This window comes from Halalkalicoccus sp. CG83 (assembly GCF_037081715.1).
GTDB classification, from domain to species: Archaea; Halobacteriota; Halobacteria; order Halobacteriales; family Halalkalicoccaceae; genus Halalkalicoccus; species Halalkalicoccus ordinarius.
In genome coordinates this window covers 1,065,057-1,086,092 of sequence record NZ_JAZDDH010000001.1, presented here as the reverse complement: position 1 = coordinate 1,086,092, position 21,036 = coordinate 1,065,057, and the positions used below count along the sequence as shown (strand labels likewise).

The following is a 21,036-nucleotide window of genomic DNA, read 5'->3' as shown; positions in this document are numbered from 1 at the left end:
CCCTGGTGATCCGGCTCGATACGCTATTAACGCTCTCCAGGAGGAACGAGGGTGAGCTCACGAGTGAAACCCCGATGATGGCACTCGCAAACCCAGCGAGAGCTCTCCGATGCACGATCTCCTCGGCAACCTTACTCAGTCCGTCCGCCTTCCCTCTGGGAAGGACACCTTCGACAGAGAAGACGAGTGCGCCTGCGATCCGAGCAACGTCACCGAAACGTGGTTCGACCAGTGCGTGAACGATTCCGAGTGCGACGATACCGAAGACGATCGCGAGCCCCGCGGTGAAACTCGTCGAGACGAGTTCAAGCAGCTATTGGTCACGGCGCCGTTCACCTTCCTCGACTGCACGATGGAGTATTTCAGCGGCATCTGGCGCTATAGACCCATCTCGATTATCAAATGGTAGGTGGATGTAAGTACATCATGAACATGTCACCGACATCGGGATACCCCGATTTGGGAGTCATGCAGAGAGATCATCGTATCCCTCCCTCATTTGGCCACACAGCCACGCACGGTAGTGGCCCGATGGCGAATCGACGGTACTAGTCGCTTGCGTATCAGCGTCGACACAGGGTATTAGCGTGCGCATTCCATAGATCCTCGTGATGGACCATGGGGACGGAGAAACACCGGATAGAGAGACGCAGGAAACACGGCAACTCGTTTTGAATCCAGTCAGCGGAGGTGGTGGCCACACCGAGCAAGCCCACCAACTCGCACAGTCCTATGGGTTTTCAGTCATCGAGACTGATCACACAGGACACGGCATGGAACTAGCCAAACGGGCCGCAGCCGACGGGGTCGACCTGCTCGCCGTCTGTGGTGGCGACGGCACCGTTCACGAGGTCATTCAAGGACTCGTCGCGGCCGAGGCCCTCGACTCGGTGACCCTCTGTGTCGTCCCTGCCGGGACGGTGAACATCTTGGCCGACGGGCTGGGGATCCGCGGCATGCGACACAGATTCAAGCTGGCCGAGAGCGGCGACACGAGACGGCTCGATCTCGGGGTCGCCAACGACGAGCCGTTCGTAATTTCGGCCGTCGTCGGAGTGCCGGCGGAGGCGAGCGCCAGCGTCTCACCCGGGCTGAAAAACCGGCTGGGACGGCTCGGGTTCGTGATCGAGGGGATCCAGAAGGCCAGGAGATCCGGCGATCTCCGGGTGGAGGTGGATGCCATCTCCGAAGGCGAGGAGATCACCTGGAAGGGGAACGCCCTGTCCGTGTTCGCCGGAAACCTTCGGCGGTTCATGGAGGCAAACGAGCGGGCGAACGCCGAGGACGGGACGCTGGAGATCACCATCGTCGAACCGCTGTCGGGGATCGACGCGGTCATCGAGAGCGTAACACGGCGGCTCCTCCACCGAGAGACGTCGCACGTGACGGATCTGCAATCCGATCAGCTCGAAATCATCGAACTGGATGACGCACGGGTGACGTACAGTCTCGACGGGGAGATACGGAGCTACGAGACGGTCCGGATCTCGGTACGGCCACGAGCCCTCAGCGTTCGCGTGGGAGACGAATACGTTCCTCAGGTCGAGTGATGACTCGAGGAGATCGAACGAAGAGAGATAGACGGGGCGGATGACCGACGCTCGACGAATCTCATGTAGGGCAGTACTCGTTGCGCCCGTCGATTACGCTCAAGCATCATCCAGCAGACATCGTCCATCGCATCGACTGCACCGTCTCGAAACCGGGCCACTCTGGTTCCGATCGTGGTGAGCGATAGTCGTCTGGCCTCCCATCCGCTCCTGCTGGTCAAACGGAGGGCATCGACGAACTCTCGTGAATGGGGGTCGATCGGGGACAGAGTAAAGCACCGGACTAAACGAGAGTGAGGTATGGGGACCCTGTTCGTCGCGTACGGGAAGGAGTCGTCTCGAAAACCGGTACTCGAGTTCGCAGCACAGCGCGCGGCGGCCACCGGCGATGATCTCTTCGTCTATCACATCCGCGAACAAGAGGATCCGCCCGACGACCGGCTCCGAACCGAGGTCCAGGAGGCGATGCGGCGAACGGCTCCCGACGTCGATTTCGAGGTGTCGATCGACGATCTCGATACGCAGGAAGGCGAGTACGAGCGATCGAGGGTTTCGAAACGCAAACAGCTGCTCGATACGATCATGGCAGAGGACTGCGACTACGAGTACGTCGTGATGGGTAACGTCGAACAGGGACCGATCGAGGAGTTCGTCTTATCGAGCATGTCCGAAGCCGTTCTCGACACGCAGCGGATACCGGTTCTGTTGGTCCCAGTCACCACGGACCCGACCATGGAGGCCTGACGGGCGATGTCCCCCGCCGGGACGAAGCGGTACGACCGTCCGTATCTCGGCGTGAACGCGCTAGCAACCCCCGAGATCCTGACCGTCCGGACTCCATGACGTCGAGTCCACGAGGCCGTCCTCAATGGTCCCGGCGATCGGGACGTCGTCGAACGAGGATCGCCATGGCTTTCGATTTATCCGTTCCGTTCACGTAGATCCGGTATGGTACGGCTACGGGCAGTCGTTCACGACGAACGGATGAACGCTCTCATCGGCTGGATGCTAACGGGCATTGTGGCTCTCACAGCCGTGGAAAGCCTCCTGACGGGTGCCTTCCTCTGGGGCGGAGTTGCACTTCTCGTCGTCGTCGTTATCGCCGTGCCTACAGTGGTAACCGGAGAGTGGACCGTGATGGTTCCCTGGCCGCTCCCGTTGGTCGCGGCCGCGGCCATGATCGTTCGGGCGCTCGGGATCTACGGTGAGATAGCAGGGTATTTCGCTATCGCGACGCTTGCGCTCATCGTGGTCATCGAGCTCGACGCGTTCACCCTCGTCGAAATGACTCGACGCTTCGCCGTTGCTTTCGCCGCCCTAATGACCCTCGCAGTCCAGGGGATCTGGACGATCGCCCAGTACTATTCGGATCTCTGGTTAGGAACGGGGTTCCTTCACTCTCAGAGGGAACTTCAGCTGGACATTGTCATCGTCACGGGCATCGGAATCGCGATGGGTGTGCTTTTTGAATGGTACTTCGAGAAGATGGAGCACGTGGGATCACATACGTCCCCGATCGACTTATCCGAGTGAGCATGACCCTCAGTGATACCCTGGGTCTGTCCGAGTCTCAGGAACAGCTGTTCGCACGGAGTTTACAGTTCGTCCTGGGGAGTCTGGTCGTCTATGGGTTGGTGACGCTCCAGTTACGAATGGTAGCGAACGCGGGGCTTCCGCTGGTGGTGACGTTCCTCCCAGCATTGTTGCGCCGGGAGTATGGATATTCGATGGATGCCGGACTCGTGCTTCTGATCACGATCGCGATCTTCCTTCACGTCCTTGGCTCGCTCGGCCCCTACAGGTGGTTCTCGTGGTACGACGAGGTGACGCATACGGTCTCGGCGATCCTCGTCGCCGGTATCGGCTATGCCGTTCTCCGGGCGTTCGAGTGTCACTCCGATGAGATCGCCGTGCCGTCGAGATTCCGGGCGGTGTTCATTCTCGTCTTCGTACTCGCGTTCGGCGTCATTTGGGAGGTCTTCGAGTTCGGAGCCGTCTGGCTGTCTCAAAGACTCGGTATCGGCTCTCCCGTCCGTGTCTTCGGTATCGATGATATCGTGACGGACATGGTATTCAACACGGTAGGGGCAGTGATCGTAGCGATCTGGGGGACCGGATACTTCGTCGATTTCGTTCCGTTCCTCAGACGGCGGATCCGCTCGAACGACGATGAGTGATGAAGCGAAGGTCGAGTCCCTCCTCTAAACGTGGTCGTTGTATCCGTCCTCCGCCCGTGACGGATATCGTTGATGATGAGAGGAACTCAACGAGAAGGAGAGATATCACTCAACGGAAGGTCACGGTAGTACTAGACCCTGTCAACGAACAGCGAAGCGACACGAACGCGGACCGGCTGGTAACGGGTCCGGTCGTTGAATCACGATCTTCTTACAGCGTATGTAGCGGGCTACGGCAAGCAGGAGTGGTAAGTAATGGAAATAGTGATGGCCGATTCGCAATAGTACTTACTCGGAGAGTTCACGCTGAGATGAAAACAGCCCTATAGGAGGTATACACCGTCTCACGACTCATGGATCGTCCGTCTCATCACCAACGATCGGTGTTGACTCGACAAGGCTGTTCGCCGCTCGGCGTAACCGTTCCGAGAGCGCCTGATGTGATAAGTCCATTTGGTTTGATACGTCACTCAATGAGCTCTATCGTGGAACCTCGAAATGACCGACGTTAAACGCCGCTACGAGCGTATCACGCTGTGTTTCGGTGAGTCCGTACTGAATATGGCCATCGTCTTGTGGCTCGTAGATCGCTTGGATTGTCAGCGAAAATCGGCTTTCTGGAGATAGTCATGGACCTTCGAGAGGGAGTCATGATCCGAGGATAGGACACGAAGACGCCATCCATCAGCCGAGCCGCTTGCATGAGTGACCGTCCCCTCGTGGTGCGTCAACAGTGGAACGATCTGCCCAATCGATCCGATTCACGTCATCTGATACGAACGCTTCGTTCATTTCGGAAAGCGTCTCCAGACGTTCGACTGTCGGATCATCGTCGAAGGCAGCTTCAAGCGCGTCGAAGTCCTCGACGAGAAGAATCCCGTCGCCCGGCGAAAGGTCGCGCTCTCGCCATAGCTCTCAAACGCGTTATATGTGACAACATCGTCATCGAGAGTTGCCGAGACACCAACACCGTGAGATACCGGTGCTGGACGGGACTTTTGAATCGTCCCATTACCAGCAGAGGGTTCTGCTGGACTAACCTCGCTGACCGGTGCCGATTCGATACTCACGCTGACTACCTCTGCGCGGCCACAGCTCGCCCAGCCTGATCGACCGTGTTCGCAGAGCTAGGCGTAGTGAATGTGGGAGGTGAAGGAAACGATCGAAGCCTAGGCCGGGATTTGAACCCGGGCTCTCGTCCTTACCAAGGACGCGCTTTACCGCTAAGCTACCCAGGCGCGCATCGCTGTCTTTGCCGGATGGCTCTTTATGGGTTTCGATTACGGGTCGGTCGCCGACGGTCGGGCGAGGTCGTCGATCGGGTCCGACGCCAGCGGCGGACTCGCGTCGGCGCCGAACAGGACGGCGGCGTCGGGCAGCGGCTCGCCCTCGGTCGAGCCGGCTAGTTCGTTGATCGCGACCCGGACCGCGTCGCCGGGCGGGGCGTCGACGACGGTCGTGCCAGCGACGGCCGCGAGCTCGAAGACGTCGGCCTCCAGGCTCCGATCGAGCGCCTCCCGGTCGGCGTCGGGCTCGCGTCGGCGGGTCTGGTCGCGGCCGAACGACCGAACGGTCTCGACGGCCTGCCCCGCGGCGTCGGTCATCGCGAGCAGGTAGAACCCGCGGGCGACCAGCACGTCAGCCGCGAGGACCGCGATGTCGGCGTCGGTATCGGCGTCGGCGGGGTCGGCGTCGGCCCACGGCTCGGCGTGGGCGAGCGTCCGGGTGAGCCGGAGCCCCTCGTAGATCAGCTGGACGCCCGCGGCGCGGTCCTCGACGCTGGACGGATCGATCTCCGGGTCGACCGACTGGGCGCTGAGGATCACGAGAACACCGGGAACCATCGAGGCGTCGGCGAGGATGGAGTCGATCCGTTCGTGTAGTTCGCGCGGCTCGATGTCGGCGACCGCCTCGCGCGCGCCACGGCGAGCCAGCACGGCCTGTTCCATTGACGGCGGTAGGGATGGAAGGGGCAAAGACCTTTGGAAACCAGGGTTCGGCATGATCACGACCGACCTCGTGGACGACGTCAGACGGGTAACGATCGACCGGCCCGAGCGGCGAAACGCGCTCACCTCCGCCGGCCTCGACGCGCTCCGCCGAACCGTCGAGGAGGCGGACGCGTCCGTGATCGTGATCCGCGGCGCGGGCTCCGCGTTCTGTGCCGGCGCCGACCTCGACGAGGTCGCCGACCTCGGTCGGGAGGGGGCCGCCGAGTTCGCCCGCCGGGGCCAGCGGACCGCCCGGGCGATCGGCGAGACCGACGGCGTCGTGCTGGCGGCGATCGACGGTCCGGCGCGGGGCGGCGGGCTCGAACTCGCGCTGGCCTGTGACCTCCGCGTGGCGACTCCCGAGGCGACGTTCGGCGAGCCGGGGGTCACCTTCGGGCTGTTCGGCGCGTGGGGCGGCACCGTCCGGCTTCCCCGCGTGCTCGGGGAGGGTGCGGCGATGGACCTCGCGCTGTCGGGCCGGGTCGTCGACGCCGAGGAGGCCCTCCGAATGGGGCTGGTCTCGCGGATCGTCGACGATCCGTGGACCGTCGCCACCGGGATCGCTCGGAACGACCCCTACGCGCTGGCCGCGACCAAACGGCGGCTTCGCGACGACCGCCCGGTCGCGGAGCAGGAGGAACGCGAAGCCGAGGCGTTCGCGGAGCTGATCGCGCGATACGAGCCCGAGGACCGCTAGCGTTCCGGCGCCGGCGGCACCCGGCGCTTGTGGGCGCTTCGTTCGTACATGCCGACGATCCGGTCGACGGCGTCGGACTCGCAGCCGACCGCCCGCGCCGTCGCGGCCTTCGAGAGCGGGCCGTCGACGTGGAGCGCGAGGACGGCGTCGAGGGTGTCGTAGTCGACGCCCATCTCCGACTCGTCGGTTTGGTCGGCCCAGAGTTCGGCGGTAGGGGTCTTCTCCGCCAGGTCCTCGGCGATGCCGACGTGGTGGGCGAGCTGGCGAACCTGCTGTTTGTAGAGGTTGCCGATCGGGTGGCAGTCGACCGCGCCGTCGCCGTACTTCGTGAAGTAGCCGACGGCGGCCTCCGCACGGTTGCCGGTGCCGAGCACGAGGCGGTTCTCGTGGTTCGCGAGCAGGTAGTTGAGCACCGCCCGAACCCGTGCGCGGGCGTTTCCGACGGCGACGTGGTCGCCCTCGACCTCCGGAAGCGCCCCGACGAACGCGTCGACGATCGGCTCGATCTCGATCACGTCGTAGGAGATGCCGAGTTCGCGCGCGACCCGCTCGGCGTCGCTCATGTTGTCCTCGCTGCTCACCGTCGCGGGCAGGACGAGGCCGTGGAGCCGGTCGGTACCGAGCGCGTCGACGGCGAGATGCGCAGTCAACGTGCTGTCGATCCCGCCCGAGAGCCCGAGCACCGCGCCGTCGGCCCCCGCCTCCCGAACCGTGTCGGCGATGAAATCGGTGATGCGTTCGTTGACCGTCTCGAGTTCCTCCTCCGAGAATCGCAGGTCGACCATGTCGGGGCGTTGGACGCCTGGACCCTAATAGCCACCTGCACGACCGTGGAAACCGAACGGTCGTCCAGCCGTCTCGAGCGCTGAAGCGCTACGTTCAAGTGCCACGATGGGCTACCGGCGTGTGAGCGCGGACGACCGGATCGGGCTTCCGTGAGTCGTCGCGCGGACGAACCGTGCGCTGGTGGTCTAGTGGTAGGACATGAGCTTCCCAAGCTCATAGCCCGGGTTCAATTCCCGGCCAGCGCATTCCTGCAGCGTGAACTCGACCGACGGACCGTTTCGTTCCACCGTCTTCTCGTGACCGTGCGAGCCTCCAGCACGGCCGGTACCCGTTCTACGCCGGATAGCGGCCGTTTCACCCCCCCATAAAAATGCTAGAACTTAACCGTTCTCCGAACCTAATCCGACTGTGAGTGAAGAATCTGGGCGCCGGAACCTTCGGATGCCCGATGAGAACGAGATGTTCGCCGTCGTGACCGACATGCTCGGCGGCGGACGCGTTAGGTTGCAGTGCAACGACGGTAAAGAACGCATGGGTCGGATCCCCGGCCGAATGCGGTTCCGTACCTGGATCAACGAGGACGACGTCGTCCTCATCGAGCCGTGGGACTGGCAGGACGAGAAGGCCGACATCGAGTGGCGCTACAAGGGCCAGGACGCCGCACAGCTCCGACGCGAAGGCCACATCGACTAACCCTTTTTAGCCGCGACGATCGAGGCCACGCTTCGGTCGGCATGCACACCCCGCAGACGAGTACGCCTTCGAGCGCTCCCACCGCGACGACGTTCCGTAGCCTGCGTCTCGTCCACTGTTGAGGTCGCCGGCGTCGGTCGAGGTCGCCGGCGTCGGTCGATGCACCGGCCTCGGCCGCCACTGGACGGACGGTATCGGCATCGAACGACGCGAAGAACGTTCGTTACGGCTTCCGGTTCGGTCCCGGACGACGGAGACGAGACCGCGGCTCCGCGGCTCGTCTCCGAAGCTCCCTAGCGAACGCCGCTCTCGTCGTCGGTATCCGGCTCGTCCGAGGCCACGTCCTCCTCCTCCTCGTCGCTCTGGAGGCTTCCCTCGTTGAGGTCGTCCTCGTCGGCGTCGACCATCTCGACGTCGTCGGCAGGGTGACCCTCGGAACCGCCCTCCTTGGTGTTCTCCGGGACCGCGTCGCCGGAGCTCGGGCCGGCGATCTCCGCCTCCTCGCCGGCGCCCTGCTCTGCGGATTCGGGCGTGTCGCCCGTCCCGGGGTTGCCGAAGTCGCGCGGCTCCTGCGCGTTCGACTCGGCGATCACGCCGCTCTCCTCCTCCTTGGGTTCGTCCTCGTCCCCGTTCCCGTCCGTGCCGACGTTGAACTCCTCGTCGACGGACTCCTCGAACTCCGCGACGTCCTCGCGGAGGGCTGCTTCGGGGTCCTCGTCGCTTGCCTGCTGTTGGGCGCGGCCGATCGCGATCCAGGCCGCGCCGACGGTGAGCTGTTTTACGGCCCGGGCCGGGCTCTTTCGCAGCGCCCCGAGTCCCTTGAGGACCGCCCAGCCGCCGGCGACCAGCGAGAGCGTGCCGAGCTGTCCGTGTTTCACGACGATCGGGCGGAGCGTCTCGAGCACGGAGCTGACCTCCTCGGGGAGCCTCCGGTCGATCTCCTCGATCTTCTCGTCGAGCTGTTCGTCGATGTCGCTTCCGTCGTCCGCGTCGACCGCCGTCACCAGCGGTACGTACTGTCCGATTTTCATCATCGATTCTGGTTAGGACTCCCGGCCGGTTAAAAGCACGACCGGCCCCTGCCAGGGAACCGTCGCGGTCGTCCGGCTCAGTCGGTCAATCGTCCGAGACGACGCCGACGGAACGTCACGTTCGGATGGACGTTGTTCTCGCTCCCGCAGTACGGACGGCGAACGCCATCGCCGCCGGCGCCGGTAGCGTCTCCCGCCGCCCCGTCCGGATCGGCGGGCCGACCGTCGGCCGCGAGCGAGCCGTCGTCGAGGAGCCGTCGGTAGGCGAACATCGTCGACAGGCTCGCTCCACAGACGGCAAGCGAGAGCAGCCCCACCGGGTTCACCATCACTCGTGTGATCCGGTATCGCGGTACCTGGCGTTACCGTCCAGGGGGGGTCAGGTCGCGCTGGAACTCATCGAACCGATCGAGGTTCTCGGGGAGATCGTACTCGATCTCCCGTTCGCCCTGGCGGCTGGGGTTCGCGTCCTCCAGCGGCTCCGCGACCTCCTCCCAGCCCGGCTTCACCCGCACCGACCGGGCGGGCATCCCCACGACGACGTGGTGGGCAGGAACGTCGCCCTGAACGACTGCGCGCGCGCCGACGATCGAGTTCTCGCCGATCCGACAGCCCGCACGCACCATCGCGTCGTAGGTGACGCGGGCGTCGTCCTCGACGACCGTCTCGAAGTTCCGGACCTCGGTCTGGTCGACGATGTCGTGGTCGTGGCTGTAGAGGTGGACGCCGTCGGAGACCGAGACGCGGTCGCCGATCTCCAGACGGCCGCGGTCGTCGAGGTGGACGTCGTCGTGGACGACGACGTTGTCCCCGACCGTGAGGTTGTGGCCGTAGGTGAACGTGATTCCCTTGAAGAACCGACAGTCCTCGCCACACTCCTCGAACAGGTGGTCAGCGAGCATCCGACGGAACCGGAGCGCGAACTCGACGTTGTCGGCCATCGGCGTGGCGTCGAACTGTCGCCAGAGCCACTGGAGGTGTTTCGACCGTCTGAACTTCTCCTCGTTCTTCTCGGCGTAGTACTCGCTCTCGAGCGTCGCGTTACACGGGTCGTACCCCTGGAGCCTGACCCGTTCCGCCGGCGAGACCTCTCCGCCGTCCTGCCAGCGTTCGTAGGCGTCCCGGTCGCCGTAGAGGTCGACGAGCACGTCGCGAACGACGTTGCAGGTGTCCTCGTCGCTCGCGAGTCGCTCGTCGACCTCCTCGATGAACGTCTCTACTCCCGCGTTGGCGTCCTCCGGGAGCGAGACGTGGCGCTTCGTCATGCCGATCCGTTCGGCTCGCGCCTTCAAATGGGTTCGGTTACGGGCCACCCTCGTTGCGGGCCGCCGTTCGGTTCGGACCGCTCGGCCGGCTCCCGTCGAACGCGGCGGTCCGCACCCGATAAGTGCCCTCGCTCCCTACCGTCGGACATGCACTATCGGACGCTCGGCGCCTCGGACGTGGAGGTAAGCGAGGTCGGCTTCGGCGCGTGGGTCGTCGGTACCGACTGGTGGGGTGACCGCAGCGAGCAGCAGGCGATCGGCATGCTCGAACACGCGCTCGATCGGGGGATCACCTACTTCGACACCGGCGACGTCTACGGCCACGGGCGCTCGGAGGAGCTCGTCGGCGAGGCGTTCGCGGATCGGCGCGATGAGGTGACGATCGCCACCAAGGTCGGCTACGACTTCTACAACAACCCGCAGGCAGGCCACGGCGAACTCCCCAAGGAGATCACCGCCGACTACGTCCGCGAGGCGACCGAGAAGAGCCTCGAACGCCTCGACACGGACTACGTTGACGTCCTCCAGCTCCACAACGCGGACGTCGAGGAGGTCGATCGGGACGTCCTCGAGACGCTCGACGAGCTCCGCGAGGAGGGGCTGGTCCGCGCGACGGGCTGGGCGCTCGGCCCCTCGATCGGCTGGCTCGCGGAGGGCGATCGGGCGATCGAGGAGGAGTTCGACGCGGTCCAGCTGGTCTGGAACCTCCTCGAACAAGAAGTAGGAAATCACTTCCTCGAGACGATCGAACGGACCGGAAGCGGGACGAGCCTCGTTCCACGAGTACCGCACTCCTCGGGACTGCTCAACGAGCAGGTCACCCCCGAGACCGAACTGGGTGAGGGCGACCACCGCGGCTTCCGACCCGACGAGTGGTACGAGACGGGCTGGGAGAAGATCGAGACGCTGCGTTTCCTCGAACGCAGCGCCGAGGGGACCTCGACTGGCTCCCGAACGCGGGCCGGGAAGGACGGAGAGAGAACGATGGGCCAGGCTGCCATCCAGTGGCTGCTCGCCCACGATCCCGTCGCCACCGTCACCCCGACGTTCCGCACCGAGGCCGACATCGACGAGTGGGCTGCGGCCAGCGAGACGCCGCCGCTCTCCGAGGAGGAGCTACGGCGCGTCGCCGACCTCTACGCCGAGAACTTCCGAATCGATCGCGATGACGGGATGGACAGCCTCCGCTCGTCCGTGGACGGCGAGGACCTCCGCGCTGCGGGCGTCGACGCCGAACCCGCCGACTGAGGCCGGTCGGGGAGACTGGACTCCGTCAGCTCTCGTCGACCGAGCGACGCCGTCGGTGGCCGAGCGCGTTCGTCACCAGCGCGTGGCCGAGCATCGTCGTCGAGTGATCGAGCACGCCGAACGGGTGGAGATGCGACTGCCTCGCCGTCGGGAGCAGCGAACCGATGACGTTGATCTCGCCGTCGCCGTGGGACAGCGAGCCGACGGCGACGCCGGAGGCCGATTCACCCTCGCCCTCGCCCTCGCGCTCCATCGCCGCGCCGACCGTTCCGCCCGCCGCCTCGAACGCCTCCCGCTCGACGAGCGTGACGGGCGCCTCCTCGTCGGTCGCGTACCCCAGCGGTGCGACCGTCCAGAGTTCGTCCTGAATCGAGCGAGTTCCCTCGAGCAGTGGGTGATCGCGCTTCTCGTCGAGCGCAGCGAACGCGCGACGGTCGCTCGCCACGCTGTCCGCGAGGCCGTCGTCGAGCCCCTCCAGCAGCGAGACGCCGCCATCGGTGAGCAGGAGCGACCCACCCGCCTCGACGAACGCCGACAGTTCCTCGACGTACGCGTCGTCCCCCTCGTCGTGGATAACGACGACGTCGTCGTAGGCTGCGTCCCCCTCGCGACGGAGCGCGCCGTCGCGGACCTCCTCGACCGAGAGCGTATCGAACGGAGAGGACGCTCCTCCCCGTTCGACCCGTGCGTGCTCGGCGTAGGACTCGAAGTACTCGAACGGCGTCGCCTCGTAGTCGCGCTGGGCGTATCCCACCACGTCCCGCGGGTTCGGGACGCCCTCGCTCTCAGCGACGAGCGCGTCGGTACAGAGCTCGACGGCTCCGCCGCCCGTGTCGGCGTTCGGTCCGAAGTCCTCGAGCCGTATCGTCCACGTTCCCGGCTCGGGGCGGCCGATCGTCCAGTCCGGACCGTCTCGTTCGTCGGTCGGTCGGTGCGTGCGGACGAAGTCGCCGTTCGGGTCGAGCAACGTCGCCTCGAGCGCCACGTCCTCCCGCGGATTCGCCGTGATCGACAGCTCCCAGGCCCCCTCGTCGACGGCGACCTCCTCGGCGAAGCCGCCCGCGTCGACGGTGACGGTTCGACACGCCTCCTCGTCGGTCGTCTCGGCGAACGCCAGATCGGCGGACGACCTCGTCCGAGCCTCGGCGTGGACGACCGCCGTCGATCGATCGCCGGTCTCGATCCACGCGGTGGCCTCGCTGGCGGCGTGATCCGCGACCGTCCGGATCGAAGCGGTGTACGCCCGAACCTGTAGCCCGACGAGCTCCGAGGCGTACTCCTCGTCCGTCGACGCGATCGTGTTCCCGAACGCGATCTCCAGGCCGATCGAGCGGGCTCCCAGCCCGCCGAACTCCTCGGGGTGGGCGGCCCAGGCGATGAGGCCGCCGGTCGTGCCGTAGCCCAGCGCGTCGTGGATCGTCCCCCAGTCGTACCACCGGTCGGGGAGCATCCCCTCGACGGCGGGTATCTCGTGGGCCGTCTCATCGCGGACCGCGTCGTATCGCTCGGCCCCTCGCGAGAGCGCGTCGACGTTCTCCTCTACGGTGCCCAGTTCCCCCGCGATCGCCTCCTCGATCGAGCGGTTCATCGCGTCGACGTCGTGGAGCGCCTCGTGGTCGTACTGGGCGTCCGGGACCAGCCCGAGGACGAACTCGTCGGACCACTGCATGCCGTGGAGATCGACGAGGTAGTTCGCGTTCTCGTAGGTACGGAGGTGCTCGACGATCGAGAGCGTATCCGGCACCCGTTCGGCGATTCGATCGGGCACGTCGTCGTCGATCTCGTCGGGTTGGTCGTCCGTGAGGTTCGCGCCGTCGGGCTCCGCCGGATCGTGGTTCGGATCGATCCAGCCCGCGGTCGGGCACTGGCGGGCCGGGTCGACGCCGGTGGCGGTGGTCCGCTGGAACGCCGGCCGATCGCTCCCGTAGATCGGCTCGCGGGCCACCCAGCCGTCCGGATTCGCGTAGACGAACACGAGCGCCACCTCGTCGAGGAGCGCGTCGAGTTCGGGCTCCTCATCCGCGAGGGTCCGCTCGATCAGCCGCGAACCCGCCTCGACGCCGGTCCGCTCGTCACCGTGGATCGACGCGACGAACGTCACGGTCTCCTTCTCCCGAAACGCCGTCCGGTCGTCGACGTCGTTGGTCAGCTCCGCGACGTGGATCGGCTTGGGTTGATCCTCCCCCTCGTGGCGGTTCTCGTGACCGGGGCTGTCGCCGATCGAGAAGAAGCGAAGTCGGTCCGCGTGTTCGTCCGCGAGGTGTTCCATCCCGCGGACGTGTTCCTCGAAGCCGACGTGATCGACGCTCGCTTCGGGCTCGGGGAAGACGCCCTGCGGGTAGGCGTCGAGTCGCCACCACGGGTTCGCGCCCGGGGAGTACTCCAAGCGCTCGACGCCCTCGACGGCGTTGATCTCCTCGATCGTCCCGGCCGTGAGCCGGCCGTACGCGGCGGGTTCGGGCTCGGTCGTCGTTCGGTCGATCCCGTCGATCCCCTCGAGCGTCTCGAGTGCATCCGAACCCGCGCGAACGAGCGTCGGAACGGCGTACCCCTCCTCGGTGTGTTCGGCGACGAACCGGTGGCGGTCGGTCGACCGGGGCGCGTCGAGCCGTGCAACCGCCTCGCCCGGGAGGGCGATCGCACCGGCCGTCGCTGCCGAGAGTCGGACGAAACCCCGGCGCGAGATCGGCGCGTCCGAGAACCGATTCGCCTCCGCTGATCCCGAGTCATCGTGAGCCATCGAACGTTACTAACGGTCGTCAGGAACCGTGATCAATCGCGACGTTCCGGCCAGTATGACCGATAGGCGAACGATCGCGAGCCGGCTCAGCCGGTCAGCCGGTCGTGGACGGCGACCGACAGCGCGAGCCCGAAACCGATCCCCGCGCCGATCACCAGCCCCGAACGGACGTTCCCCGAGAGCGCGCCGATCAGCGCCGCGACCAGGAGTGGAAAGCCCGCGAGCACGGCGATTCGGAGCCTCCCAGCACTATGGCCCTCGGTGGGCTCGACGTTCCTCATGCGAGGAAGACGTGGCGCGGGCGATCCGCGAGCACGTCACGGCCCCACTGGACGGTGTCGCGGAAGGCATCCGAACGGAAAAAGGCCATCGCGTCCTCCCGCGAGCGCCACTGGCTGGCGATGAACATGTCGTTCTCGTCGCCGACGTTCACCATCAGGGCGGTCTCGTGGTGGCCCTCCATCTCCTCGAGGAGACCGCCGACGGTGCCGAACTTATCGACGAACTCCTCTCTGTGTTCGGGCTTCACGGTGTAGAACATCCCCATCGTCCCGAAGCCCGGCTCCTGGCCCGCGCGACTCGCGGGTCGTTCCTCCCCGCTCGTTTCCTCCGCGGGACCCTGTCCCGCGCGGGCGACGATCCCCGGGAGGTCGGCGAGAAAGCCGCCGGCGGTGTCGGCGGCGTCGGCCGTCTCCCAGATGCTCACGACCGCGGACCGGCCGCCGTCGCTCGCCCGGTAGGTGGCGGTCTTGACGTGGGTGTCGTAGCGGTCGAACCCCTCGGCGAGGTCCTCGACCTCGGGTCGGAGCTCCTCGGGGTCGGCCTCCGAGTAGAGCACCATCGCGTAGACGTCCTCGCCGTGGGGCTTGCCCGCGTAGATGTCGAGGTCGGCGAGTTCGCCGCGGATGTCGTCCTCCGATCCGGACTCGCCGGTCTCTGCGGGTTCGACGTCCCCGCCGAGCGCGCCCGCGATCACTTCCGTGACGCCCGGAAGCTCCTCGAGGAAGCCCCGCGCGGTGTCGGCGGCGCGCTCGGTCTCCCAGACGCTGACGACCGTCGTCGAATCGCCATCGTACACCTCCGTCAGCACGTGGCTGTCGTAGTGCTCGAAGTTGCCTCGGAGCCCGTCGACCTCCTCGCGGACGGTCTCGACGTCGGCCTCCGAGCGAAGCACCAGTCCGTGGGCGCCCGCGGGCGCGTCGATCTCGACGCCGAGGTCCGCGAGCGTCCCGGCGAAGCCGGCGTCGATATCGTCGGCAGTGTCGTCCGTGTCGTCGACCGGTACCGCCTCGCCGGCGAGGAACGCCTCCAGGTCGGCGGGTGGGAAGCGCCGGCCGGTGTAGAAGCGGCCGAACTCCGCGTACTTCGAGGAGGAGGGGTCGAAGCGCATCTCGTAAAGCAGGTGTTTGATCTCGGTCATGTCGTCGGCGAAGAGCGTCACGCCCCACTCGTGGTCGTCCATGCCGACGCTGCCGGAGATGATCTGGGTCACCTTCCCCGCGTACTCCCGGCCGATGTCGCCGTGGGCCCCCATCAGCTCCGCGCGCTCCTCGAACGGGAGGTCGTACCAGTTGTACTCCGGGTCTCGGCGCTTCGACATCGGGTAGAAGCTGACGAACTCCGTGTCGGGGAGCTTGGGGTAGAGCCGCGAGTCCATGTAGCGCCGGAGTCCGGGGTCGGCCTCCGCGTCGGGGTCGAAGTAGTCGGCGGCGGCGTCGGTGTAGCCCGACGCCTCCGTCACCGAGACGTAGGAACTCGCCCGGTCGGTGAACTCCGCGAGCGCACAGCCCTCGAACTCCCGCTCGGCGGTGTCGAGTTCGGCGAGGGTCGGCCGGAGATGCAGGATCAGCAGGTCGGCCTTGTGTCCGAGCACGCTGAACACCGCCGAGTCGCCCTCCTCCGTGTCGACGTGGGACTCGAGGAATGCGACGCCCTCCTCGATCGCTGCCTCCCGGTCGCGCTCGGCGGCCCCACGCCAGGCGTCCCAGTCCACGCTCCGCAGGTCGTGTAGCACGTACAGCCCCTCCTCGGTCCGGGGCGGCTCGCGTCGTGACATGTGCGGCGGTTCGGACGCGGGCGGGAAGGACCTTTCTACACGGCGTCGTCGGGGTCGTGGCGCTCCCGGACGCGCTCGACTTCGGCCGCGTACCGCTCGCGGGTCTCGGGGTCGCTGACGCTTCCCAGGTTGTCAGGATCGCCCTCCACCGCCGCCGTCGTCGGTCGGTCCCCGCCGCTGAAGCTCGTGAGGGCGCGCTCCTTTCGGAACTCGCGTTCGCCGTCGGGCGTCGCGTAGGTGAGGATGATGACGTTCTGCTCGTCGTCCGAGTAGGTCCGCTCGACGAGCCAGACGCGAACCACGTCGTGATCGTCCATGCTAGTGATACGGTCTCCGGTGGGTCGTGATTGTCGCCGCCGGAAACGGGGACGGGGACGGAACCGAGTCGGTCGGACTCACACCAGCAGTCCCTGGCCGAAGATCATCACGAGCAGTCCGACGAGCATCGTGACGCCGACGGAGATCGTCACCGTCTTCGTGAGTTCGTAGCTCGCCTCGAACGGCAGCCGTGAGACGATCGCCTCGGTGCTGGTCCGGAGGATGTGTCCGCCGTCGAGCGGGAAGGCGGGGATGCAGTTGAAGAAGGCGAGGTTGAGGTTGATCCAGCCGGTCCAGAACAGCAGGTTCGCGAGCAGGAAGACGCCGCCGCCCAGCGGTGCCAACGCGCCCTCGACGACGTAGAAGTTCGTCACGTAGCCCGTGAACCCCGCGAAGTTGAACGTCGCGAACCCGGTGACGGAGGCGATCGGCAGCAGGAGCGCGACGCCGATCGCGCTGATGAACGTGCTCGTTCCCCCCTCCCCGCCGCCGAGCATCGAGAGGAACGCGTTCGCCGGATAGGGCTGGATCCCGAAGTCGTTGACCACGACGCCGGTGACGCCTGGCTGTACCTGTATTCCTATGGCGCCGTGGTCACCCTCGGGGTGCTCGCCGAGTTCGACCGTGTACGTCGCTGGTTCGCCGTCGACGTAGGCCTCGACCTCGACGGTCTGTCCGGGCTCGGTCTCCTGGAGGGCGGCGGTCAGCGCGCTGCTGTCGACGACTCGTTCGCCGTCGATCGCCGTTATCACTACCTGCTCGCCCGTCGGCATCCCGGTCTCGCTCGCGGCGCCGTCCTCGCTGACGGTCGAGAGCGCCCCTGCGGGGAAGGTGTGCTCCTGGCCGTCGTCGGTCTCGACGGTGACGACCCCCTCCTCGGAGATGGCGCTGCGGAACTCGCTCTCGGTGGTCACTGGCTCGCCGTCGACTGCGACGATCGTGTCACTGGTCGAGAGCCCCGCGGGGCCGTCCTCGGCGGCCCCGACGACGAACGCAGAACGCTCGACGGTCACCTCGCGTTCGCCATCGACGGTGACGGTCGCCGTCGCGTCGCCCTCCGCGACTGCCGACTCGAGGGCGGCCTCGTCGTCGATCGGTTCGCCGTCGATCGCGGTGATCCGGTCGCCGGCGTCGATCCCCGCCTCTGCGGCCGGCGATCCCGGGAACGTGCCGCCGACGGCCGCGCCGGGAGCGACCGCGATCGCACCCGTCACCGGGCCGAACAGGAGCCCGAAGGCGACGATCATCACGACCATGTTCGCGGTGACGCCGGCGGCGAACATCCGCGTCTTGCCGCCGCGGTCGGCGCGCCGCTGGCTCTCCTGGTCCGGTTCGACGAACGCGCCGATCGGGACGATCGCCAGGAGGGCGATCCCCATCGAGTCGATCTCGATCCCCTCGACCCGACAGAGCAGTCCGTGGGCGCCCTCGTGGACGACCAGCGCGACGAGCAGGCCGAAGACGATCTCGGGGGCGACCGAGAGGGGGAGGAAGTCGTTGACGCCGGGGATGACGACGACGTTTCTGGGCTCGGTGACGGCGGTCTGTTCGGAGGCGTACAGCGCCGAGATCGCCGCGAAGAGGACGAAGACGAACGACAGCATCATCACGACGAGCGCGATTCCGACGCCGACGTTGCTGAACGCCCGCCAGAACCGCTTCGGTCGCGAGAGGCGATCGAGCACCGCTCGACCGCGTTTGGTGTGGAGGGTAATTATCGGGCCCTGGGTGCCGACGTAGCCCGGCAGCGCGCCCCGGTTACGGAGCGCGAGCAGCGCCGTCCAGTAGACGACGACGCCGAGCAGCACCCACGTGAGCGTACTCATTGTCCCTCTTTCGGCGGGCGGCGCTCAAATGGGTTGTGATGGGCGGACTACCCCTGGAACTGCTTCAACACCGCGAGGTCGTGATCGGTCCGGGTGAACTCCGAAAGACGGCGCTCGGTCTCACAGTCGTGACACGCGAAGTCGTGGTCGTGGGTGGGCAGTTCGCCGGGCGGCCGTTTCCAGGTCGTCTGACAGCCGGGACAGATGAGCCGGACGAACGTCTCGTCCATGGACGTCGTGTGATACCGATTGGCAAAAAGCTTCGGTCGGCGTCAACGCTCGCGACGCAGCCGCGCGAGGACGAACTCGCGGTCGAGCTTCGCGAGGAACGGGCCGAGCTTCGGCCCCTGCTCCTGGTCGAAGAAGAGCCGATAGCCGGTCGCGAAGAACTCGCCGACCGGTACGTCGTGGCGCTTCGCGGTCTCGTAGATCTCGCCCTGGATCGCCTCGGGGTCGTCGTGGTCCTCGACGAAGTCCGCGAGCTCCGAGAGCGCCCGCTCGACGGCAGGGTCGAGATCGACTGCGGGTAGCTCGGTCCGCTGGAGCTCGTAGTCGTACTCGTTTCCGGTCTGCCGCGCCCAGGTGCGGGCCCGTTCGACGCGCGAGAGCGCCTCCTCGATCGCCCATTCGGGGGTCTCCGCGGAGATGTGTCCCTCACGGCGGGCGATCTCCTCGCGGAGGTCGGGATCGTCGGTCATGCCCAGCACGGCCGCGAACGTGTACGGCAGACGGATCCGGTCCTCGCGTACCTCCTCGACGCAGAACGGATAGACCCGTTCTGCGCGCGCTCGCTCGCGCTCGCTCGCCTCCTCCTCGCCGAAGTAGATCCGTTCGAGCCGGTCGAACTCGTCCACGAGGAGATCGATGCGTTCGACGTCGAAGTCCCGGGCGCGGCTGGGGTCCTTCGCGAAGAAGTAGCGAAGCACTTCGGGCTCGATCAGCTCCAGCACCTCCGAGACGAGCATCACGTTGCCCGCCGAGGAGGAGAAGGGCTCGCCGTTGAGCGTGAACCACTCGTAGACCATCGGCACCGGCGGCTCGAATTCGAAGACGTTTCGCGCGATGTCGACCCCGCTCGGCCACGATCCCTCCGCGTGGTCCTTCCCGAACGGCTCGAAGTCGACGCCGAGGATCTCCCACTGGGCGACCCACTCGAAGCGCCAGGGGAGCTTTCCCTCGCGTAGCGTGGCGGTTCCCTCGTGGCCACAGCCCTCGATGATCTGCTCGCCGGCCTCGACGTCGACGCACTCGTACTCGACGGTCCCCGCCTCGAGATCCACGGCGGTCACCCGGTCGGTCAGGTGGCCGCAGCTCTCACATCGCGCGAGGAACGGCACGTACTCCTCGTCGACGCCGCCCTGGTACGCAGAGAGCACCTCGCGGGCGTGCTCGCGGTTTGCGAGCAGCCGGCGGGTCGCGTCCTCGAACTCGCCCTCCTCGTACATTCGGGTGTTCGAGGCGATCTCGAGCGGAACGTCGATCGCCTCGGCGCTGCGTCGGATCAGTTCGGAGAAGTGTGCGCCGTAGGACTCACAGCAGCCGAAGGGATCGGGGACGTCGGTGTAGGGTCTGCCGAGGTTGCGCCCGAGCGCGCCCGCGTCGACCTCGCCGAGATCGACGATCTCGCCGTCGAGATCCGCGAGCTTGCGGGGCAGCCCTCTGAGGCGGTCACGGTCGTCCGCGGTGAACACCTGCCGGACCTCGTGGCCGCGCTGGCGCAACACCTCGGCGACGAAGTAGCCCCGGAGGATCTCGTTGACGTTGCCCAGGTGCGGCACGCCGGAGGGGGAGATGCCGCCCTTGACGATGATCGGCTCGTCGGGGTTCCTCCCCTCGATCTCGTCGGCGATCTCGTCGGCCCAGAAGACGTAGCCTCGCCGTCCCTCGTTCGGCTCGTCCTCGTGGAGCGTGTACGGGTCCGCGTCGGTCTCAGCGTTCATTCTCCGCCCAGTAGGTGGGTTCGTCGCCGACGCCCTCGGGGATCACGTCGGTTCCGTCGTGATCCCCGTATCGGACGGCGCTCGTGATCCGCGCGGGCTCGGTGCCGTCGAGGACGATCGTGCGCATCCCCGAGCGCTCGATGATCTTCGCGGCGAGCAGGTCCACGGGCGCCGAGGAGCCGGCGGTCATCTCGATGTCCGCGATGGTGTCGACGAGCTCGCTCGCGGTGATCCGGTCGAACCGCTCTGCGTCGTCGTCCTCCTGCGGATCGGCGTCGAAGACGCCCGGGACGCTCGTGGCGTAGACGAGCAGGTCCGCGTTGACGTACTCCGCGAGCGCGGCGCTGACCGCGTCGGTCGTCTGCGCGGGGGCGACCCCACCCATCACGCAGACGTCGCCGTTCCGGAGCACCTCTCCGGCGTCCTCGTAGTTCGTCGCGGGCGCAGGGGCGACCGACTCGCCGAGCGCGGCGATCAACAGCCGGGCGTTGATCCGGGTGACGTCGATTCCGATGGTGTCGAGCTCGATCTCGTTGGCTCCGATCTCACGGGCGGCGGCGATGTACGCGCGGGCTACCCCGCCGCCGCCGACCACCGCGCCGATCGAACAGCCGTCGTCGGCGAGGTCCTCGATGACGGCGGCGTGCTCCTCGACCCGGTCGTCGCCGAGATTCGGCGCGAGCACGCTGCCGCCGATAGAAACGACCACGTTCATGCT

The 21,036-nt window shown here is 66.5% G+C and carries 21 protein-coding genes and 2 tRNA genes; 9 read left to right on the top strand and 14 right to left on the bottom strand.

All coding sequences use genetic code 11. From position 1 onward, the window contains the following. Positions 1-109 precede the first annotated feature (109 nt). The 5 genes from V0Z78_RS05640 (at position 110) to V0Z78_RS05620 (ending at position 3,727) form a co-directional block, all read left to right on the top strand. Positions 110-409, top strand: a complete 300-nt coding sequence (locus tag V0Z78_RS05640; protein ID WP_336343649.1) for a hypothetical protein — start codon at positions 110-112, stop codon at positions 407-409. Between the two features lie 202 nt (positions 410-611). Beyond that, complete coding sequence (locus V0Z78_RS05635; RefSeq protein ID WP_336343648.1) at positions 612-1,550, top strand: diacylglycerol/lipid kinase family protein; 939 nt, start codon at positions 612-614, stop codon at positions 1,548-1,550. 300 nt (positions 1,551-1,850) lie between these two features. Then, entirely contained in the window at positions 1,851-2,294 is a 444-nt protein-coding gene (locus V0Z78_RS05630; protein WP_336343647.1) for a universal stress protein, read from the top strand. 204 nt (positions 2,295-2,498) lie between these two features. Beyond that, a complete protein-coding gene (locus V0Z78_RS05625) occupies positions 2,499-3,083 on the top strand; it encodes a hypothetical protein (protein WP_336343646.1) in 585 nt (194 codons plus the stop codon). Positions 3,084-3,202: 119 nt separating this feature from the next. After that, positions 3,203-3,727, top strand: a complete 525-nt coding sequence (locus V0Z78_RS05620) for a hypothetical protein (RefSeq protein ID WP_336343645.1) — start codon at positions 3,203-3,205, stop codon at positions 3,725-3,727. A 1,166-nt stretch (positions 3,728-4,893) separates the two neighbouring features. Here V0Z78_RS05620 and V0Z78_RS05615 read toward each other — a convergent pair. Both V0Z78_RS05615 and V0Z78_RS05610 read right to left on the bottom strand, forming a co-directional pair. Further along, positions 4,894-4,965 (bottom strand) — tRNA-Thr (locus V0Z78_RS05615). Positions 4,966-5,007: 42 nt separating this feature from the next. After that, the gene (locus V0Z78_RS05610) at positions 5,008-5,676 is read right to left on the bottom strand and encodes a DUF7114 family protein (RefSeq protein WP_336343644.1); all 669 of its coding nucleotides are present in this window, start codon (positions 5,674-5,676) and stop codon (positions 5,008-5,010) included. A 52-nt stretch (positions 5,677-5,728) separates the two neighbouring features. Between V0Z78_RS05610 and V0Z78_RS05605 the strand changes: the two genes are divergently transcribed. Beyond that, positions 5,729-6,415 carry an enoyl-CoA hydratase/isomerase family protein gene (locus V0Z78_RS05605; protein ID WP_336343643.1) on the top strand — a complete coding sequence of 229 codons (687 nt, stop codon included), beginning with the start codon at positions 5,729-5,731 and terminating at the stop codon, positions 6,413-6,415. Here the strand turns inward: V0Z78_RS05605 and V0Z78_RS05600 are convergent. Further along, entirely contained in the window at positions 6,412-7,200 is a 789-nt protein-coding gene (locus tag V0Z78_RS05600; RefSeq protein ID WP_336343642.1) for an NAD+ synthase, read from the bottom strand. The genes V0Z78_RS05605 and V0Z78_RS05600 overlap by 4 nt on opposite strands. A 175-nt stretch (positions 7,201-7,375) precedes the next feature. On the opposite strand from V0Z78_RS05600, the gene V0Z78_RS05595 reads away from it, so the two are divergent. Further along, positions 7,376-7,446: transfer RNA gene (locus V0Z78_RS05595), tRNA-Gly, on the top strand. Between the two features lie 163 nt (positions 7,447-7,609). Continuing rightward, entirely contained in the window at positions 7,610-7,894 is a 285-nt protein-coding gene (eif1A, locus tag V0Z78_RS05590; protein ID WP_336343641.1) for a translation initiation factor eIF-1A, read from the top strand. A 293-nt stretch (positions 7,895-8,187) separates the two neighbouring features. On the opposite strand, the gene V0Z78_RS05585 is transcribed toward eif1A, so the two are convergent. From V0Z78_RS05585 to V0Z78_RS05575, 3 genes are all read right to left on the bottom strand, one after another. Next, positions 8,188-8,928 (bottom strand): hypothetical protein, encoded by a 741-nt coding sequence (locus tag V0Z78_RS05585; protein ID WP_336343640.1) that lies wholly within the window; start codon positions 8,926-8,928, stop codon positions 8,188-8,190. A 74-nt stretch (positions 8,929-9,002) separates the two neighbouring features. Continuing rightward, positions 9,003-9,254 carry a hypothetical protein gene (locus V0Z78_RS05580; protein ID WP_336343639.1) on the bottom strand — a complete coding sequence of 84 codons (252 nt, stop codon included), beginning with the start codon at positions 9,252-9,254 and terminating at the stop codon, positions 9,003-9,005. A 33-nt stretch (positions 9,255-9,287) separates the two neighbouring features. Then, the gene (locus tag V0Z78_RS05575; protein ID WP_336343638.1) at positions 9,288-10,190 is read right to left on the bottom strand and encodes an acyltransferase; all 903 of its coding nucleotides are present in this window, start codon (positions 10,188-10,190) and stop codon (positions 9,288-9,290) included. A gap of 147 nt (positions 10,191-10,337) precedes the next feature. Between V0Z78_RS05575 and V0Z78_RS05570 the strand changes: the two genes are divergently transcribed. Beyond that, complete coding sequence (locus V0Z78_RS05570; protein WP_336343637.1) at positions 10,338-11,438, top strand: aldo/keto reductase; 1,101 nt, start codon at positions 10,338-10,340, stop codon at positions 11,436-11,438. Positions 11,439-11,463: 25 nt separating this feature from the next. Here V0Z78_RS05570 and V0Z78_RS05565 read toward each other — a convergent pair whose 3' ends face one another. From V0Z78_RS05565 to pyrH, 8 genes are all read right to left on the bottom strand, one after another. Beyond that, positions 11,464-14,178: a M14 family zinc carboxypeptidase gene (locus V0Z78_RS05565; RefSeq protein WP_336343636.1), complete on the bottom strand. Its 2,715-nt coding sequence runs from the start codon at positions 14,176-14,178 to the stop codon at positions 11,464-11,466. An 86-nt stretch (positions 14,179-14,264) separates the two neighbouring features. Beyond that, positions 14,265-14,459, bottom strand: coding sequence for a hypothetical protein (locus V0Z78_RS05560; RefSeq protein ID WP_336343635.1), 195 nt, complete (start codon positions 14,457-14,459; stop codon positions 14,265-14,267). After that, complete coding sequence (locus V0Z78_RS05555) at positions 14,456-16,234, bottom strand: heme-binding protein (protein ID WP_336343634.1); 1,779 nt, start codon at positions 16,232-16,234, stop codon at positions 14,456-14,458. Before V0Z78_RS05555 ends, V0Z78_RS05560 begins: the two co-directional genes overlap by 4 nt. A gap of 35 nt (positions 16,235-16,269) precedes the next feature. Beyond that, positions 16,270-16,551, bottom strand: a complete 282-nt coding sequence (locus V0Z78_RS05550) for a hypothetical protein (protein WP_336343633.1) — start codon at positions 16,549-16,551, stop codon at positions 16,270-16,272. Between the two features lie 78 nt (positions 16,552-16,629). Continuing rightward, positions 16,630-18,378 (bottom strand): PDZ domain-containing protein, encoded by a 1,749-nt coding sequence (locus V0Z78_RS05545; protein ID WP_336343632.1) that lies wholly within the window; start codon positions 18,376-18,378, stop codon positions 16,630-16,632. A 47-nt stretch (positions 18,379-18,425) separates the two neighbouring features. After that, on the bottom strand, positions 18,426-18,608 hold the full coding sequence (locus V0Z78_RS05540) for a DUF7836 family putative zinc-binding protein (protein ID WP_336343631.1): 183 nt from the start codon (positions 18,606-18,608) through the stop codon (positions 18,426-18,428). Between the two features lie 42 nt (positions 18,609-18,650). Next, entirely contained in the window at positions 18,651-20,318 is a 1,668-nt protein-coding gene (lysS, locus tag V0Z78_RS05535; protein ID WP_336343630.1) for a lysine--tRNA ligase, read from the bottom strand. Continuing rightward, the gene (gene pyrH / locus V0Z78_RS05530) at positions 20,308-21,033 is read right to left on the bottom strand and encodes a UMP kinase (RefSeq protein WP_336343629.1); all 726 of its coding nucleotides are present in this window, start codon (positions 21,031-21,033) and stop codon (positions 20,308-20,310) included. Before pyrH ends, lysS begins: the two co-directional genes overlap by 11 nt. Positions 21,034-21,036: the final 3 nt, after the last annotated feature.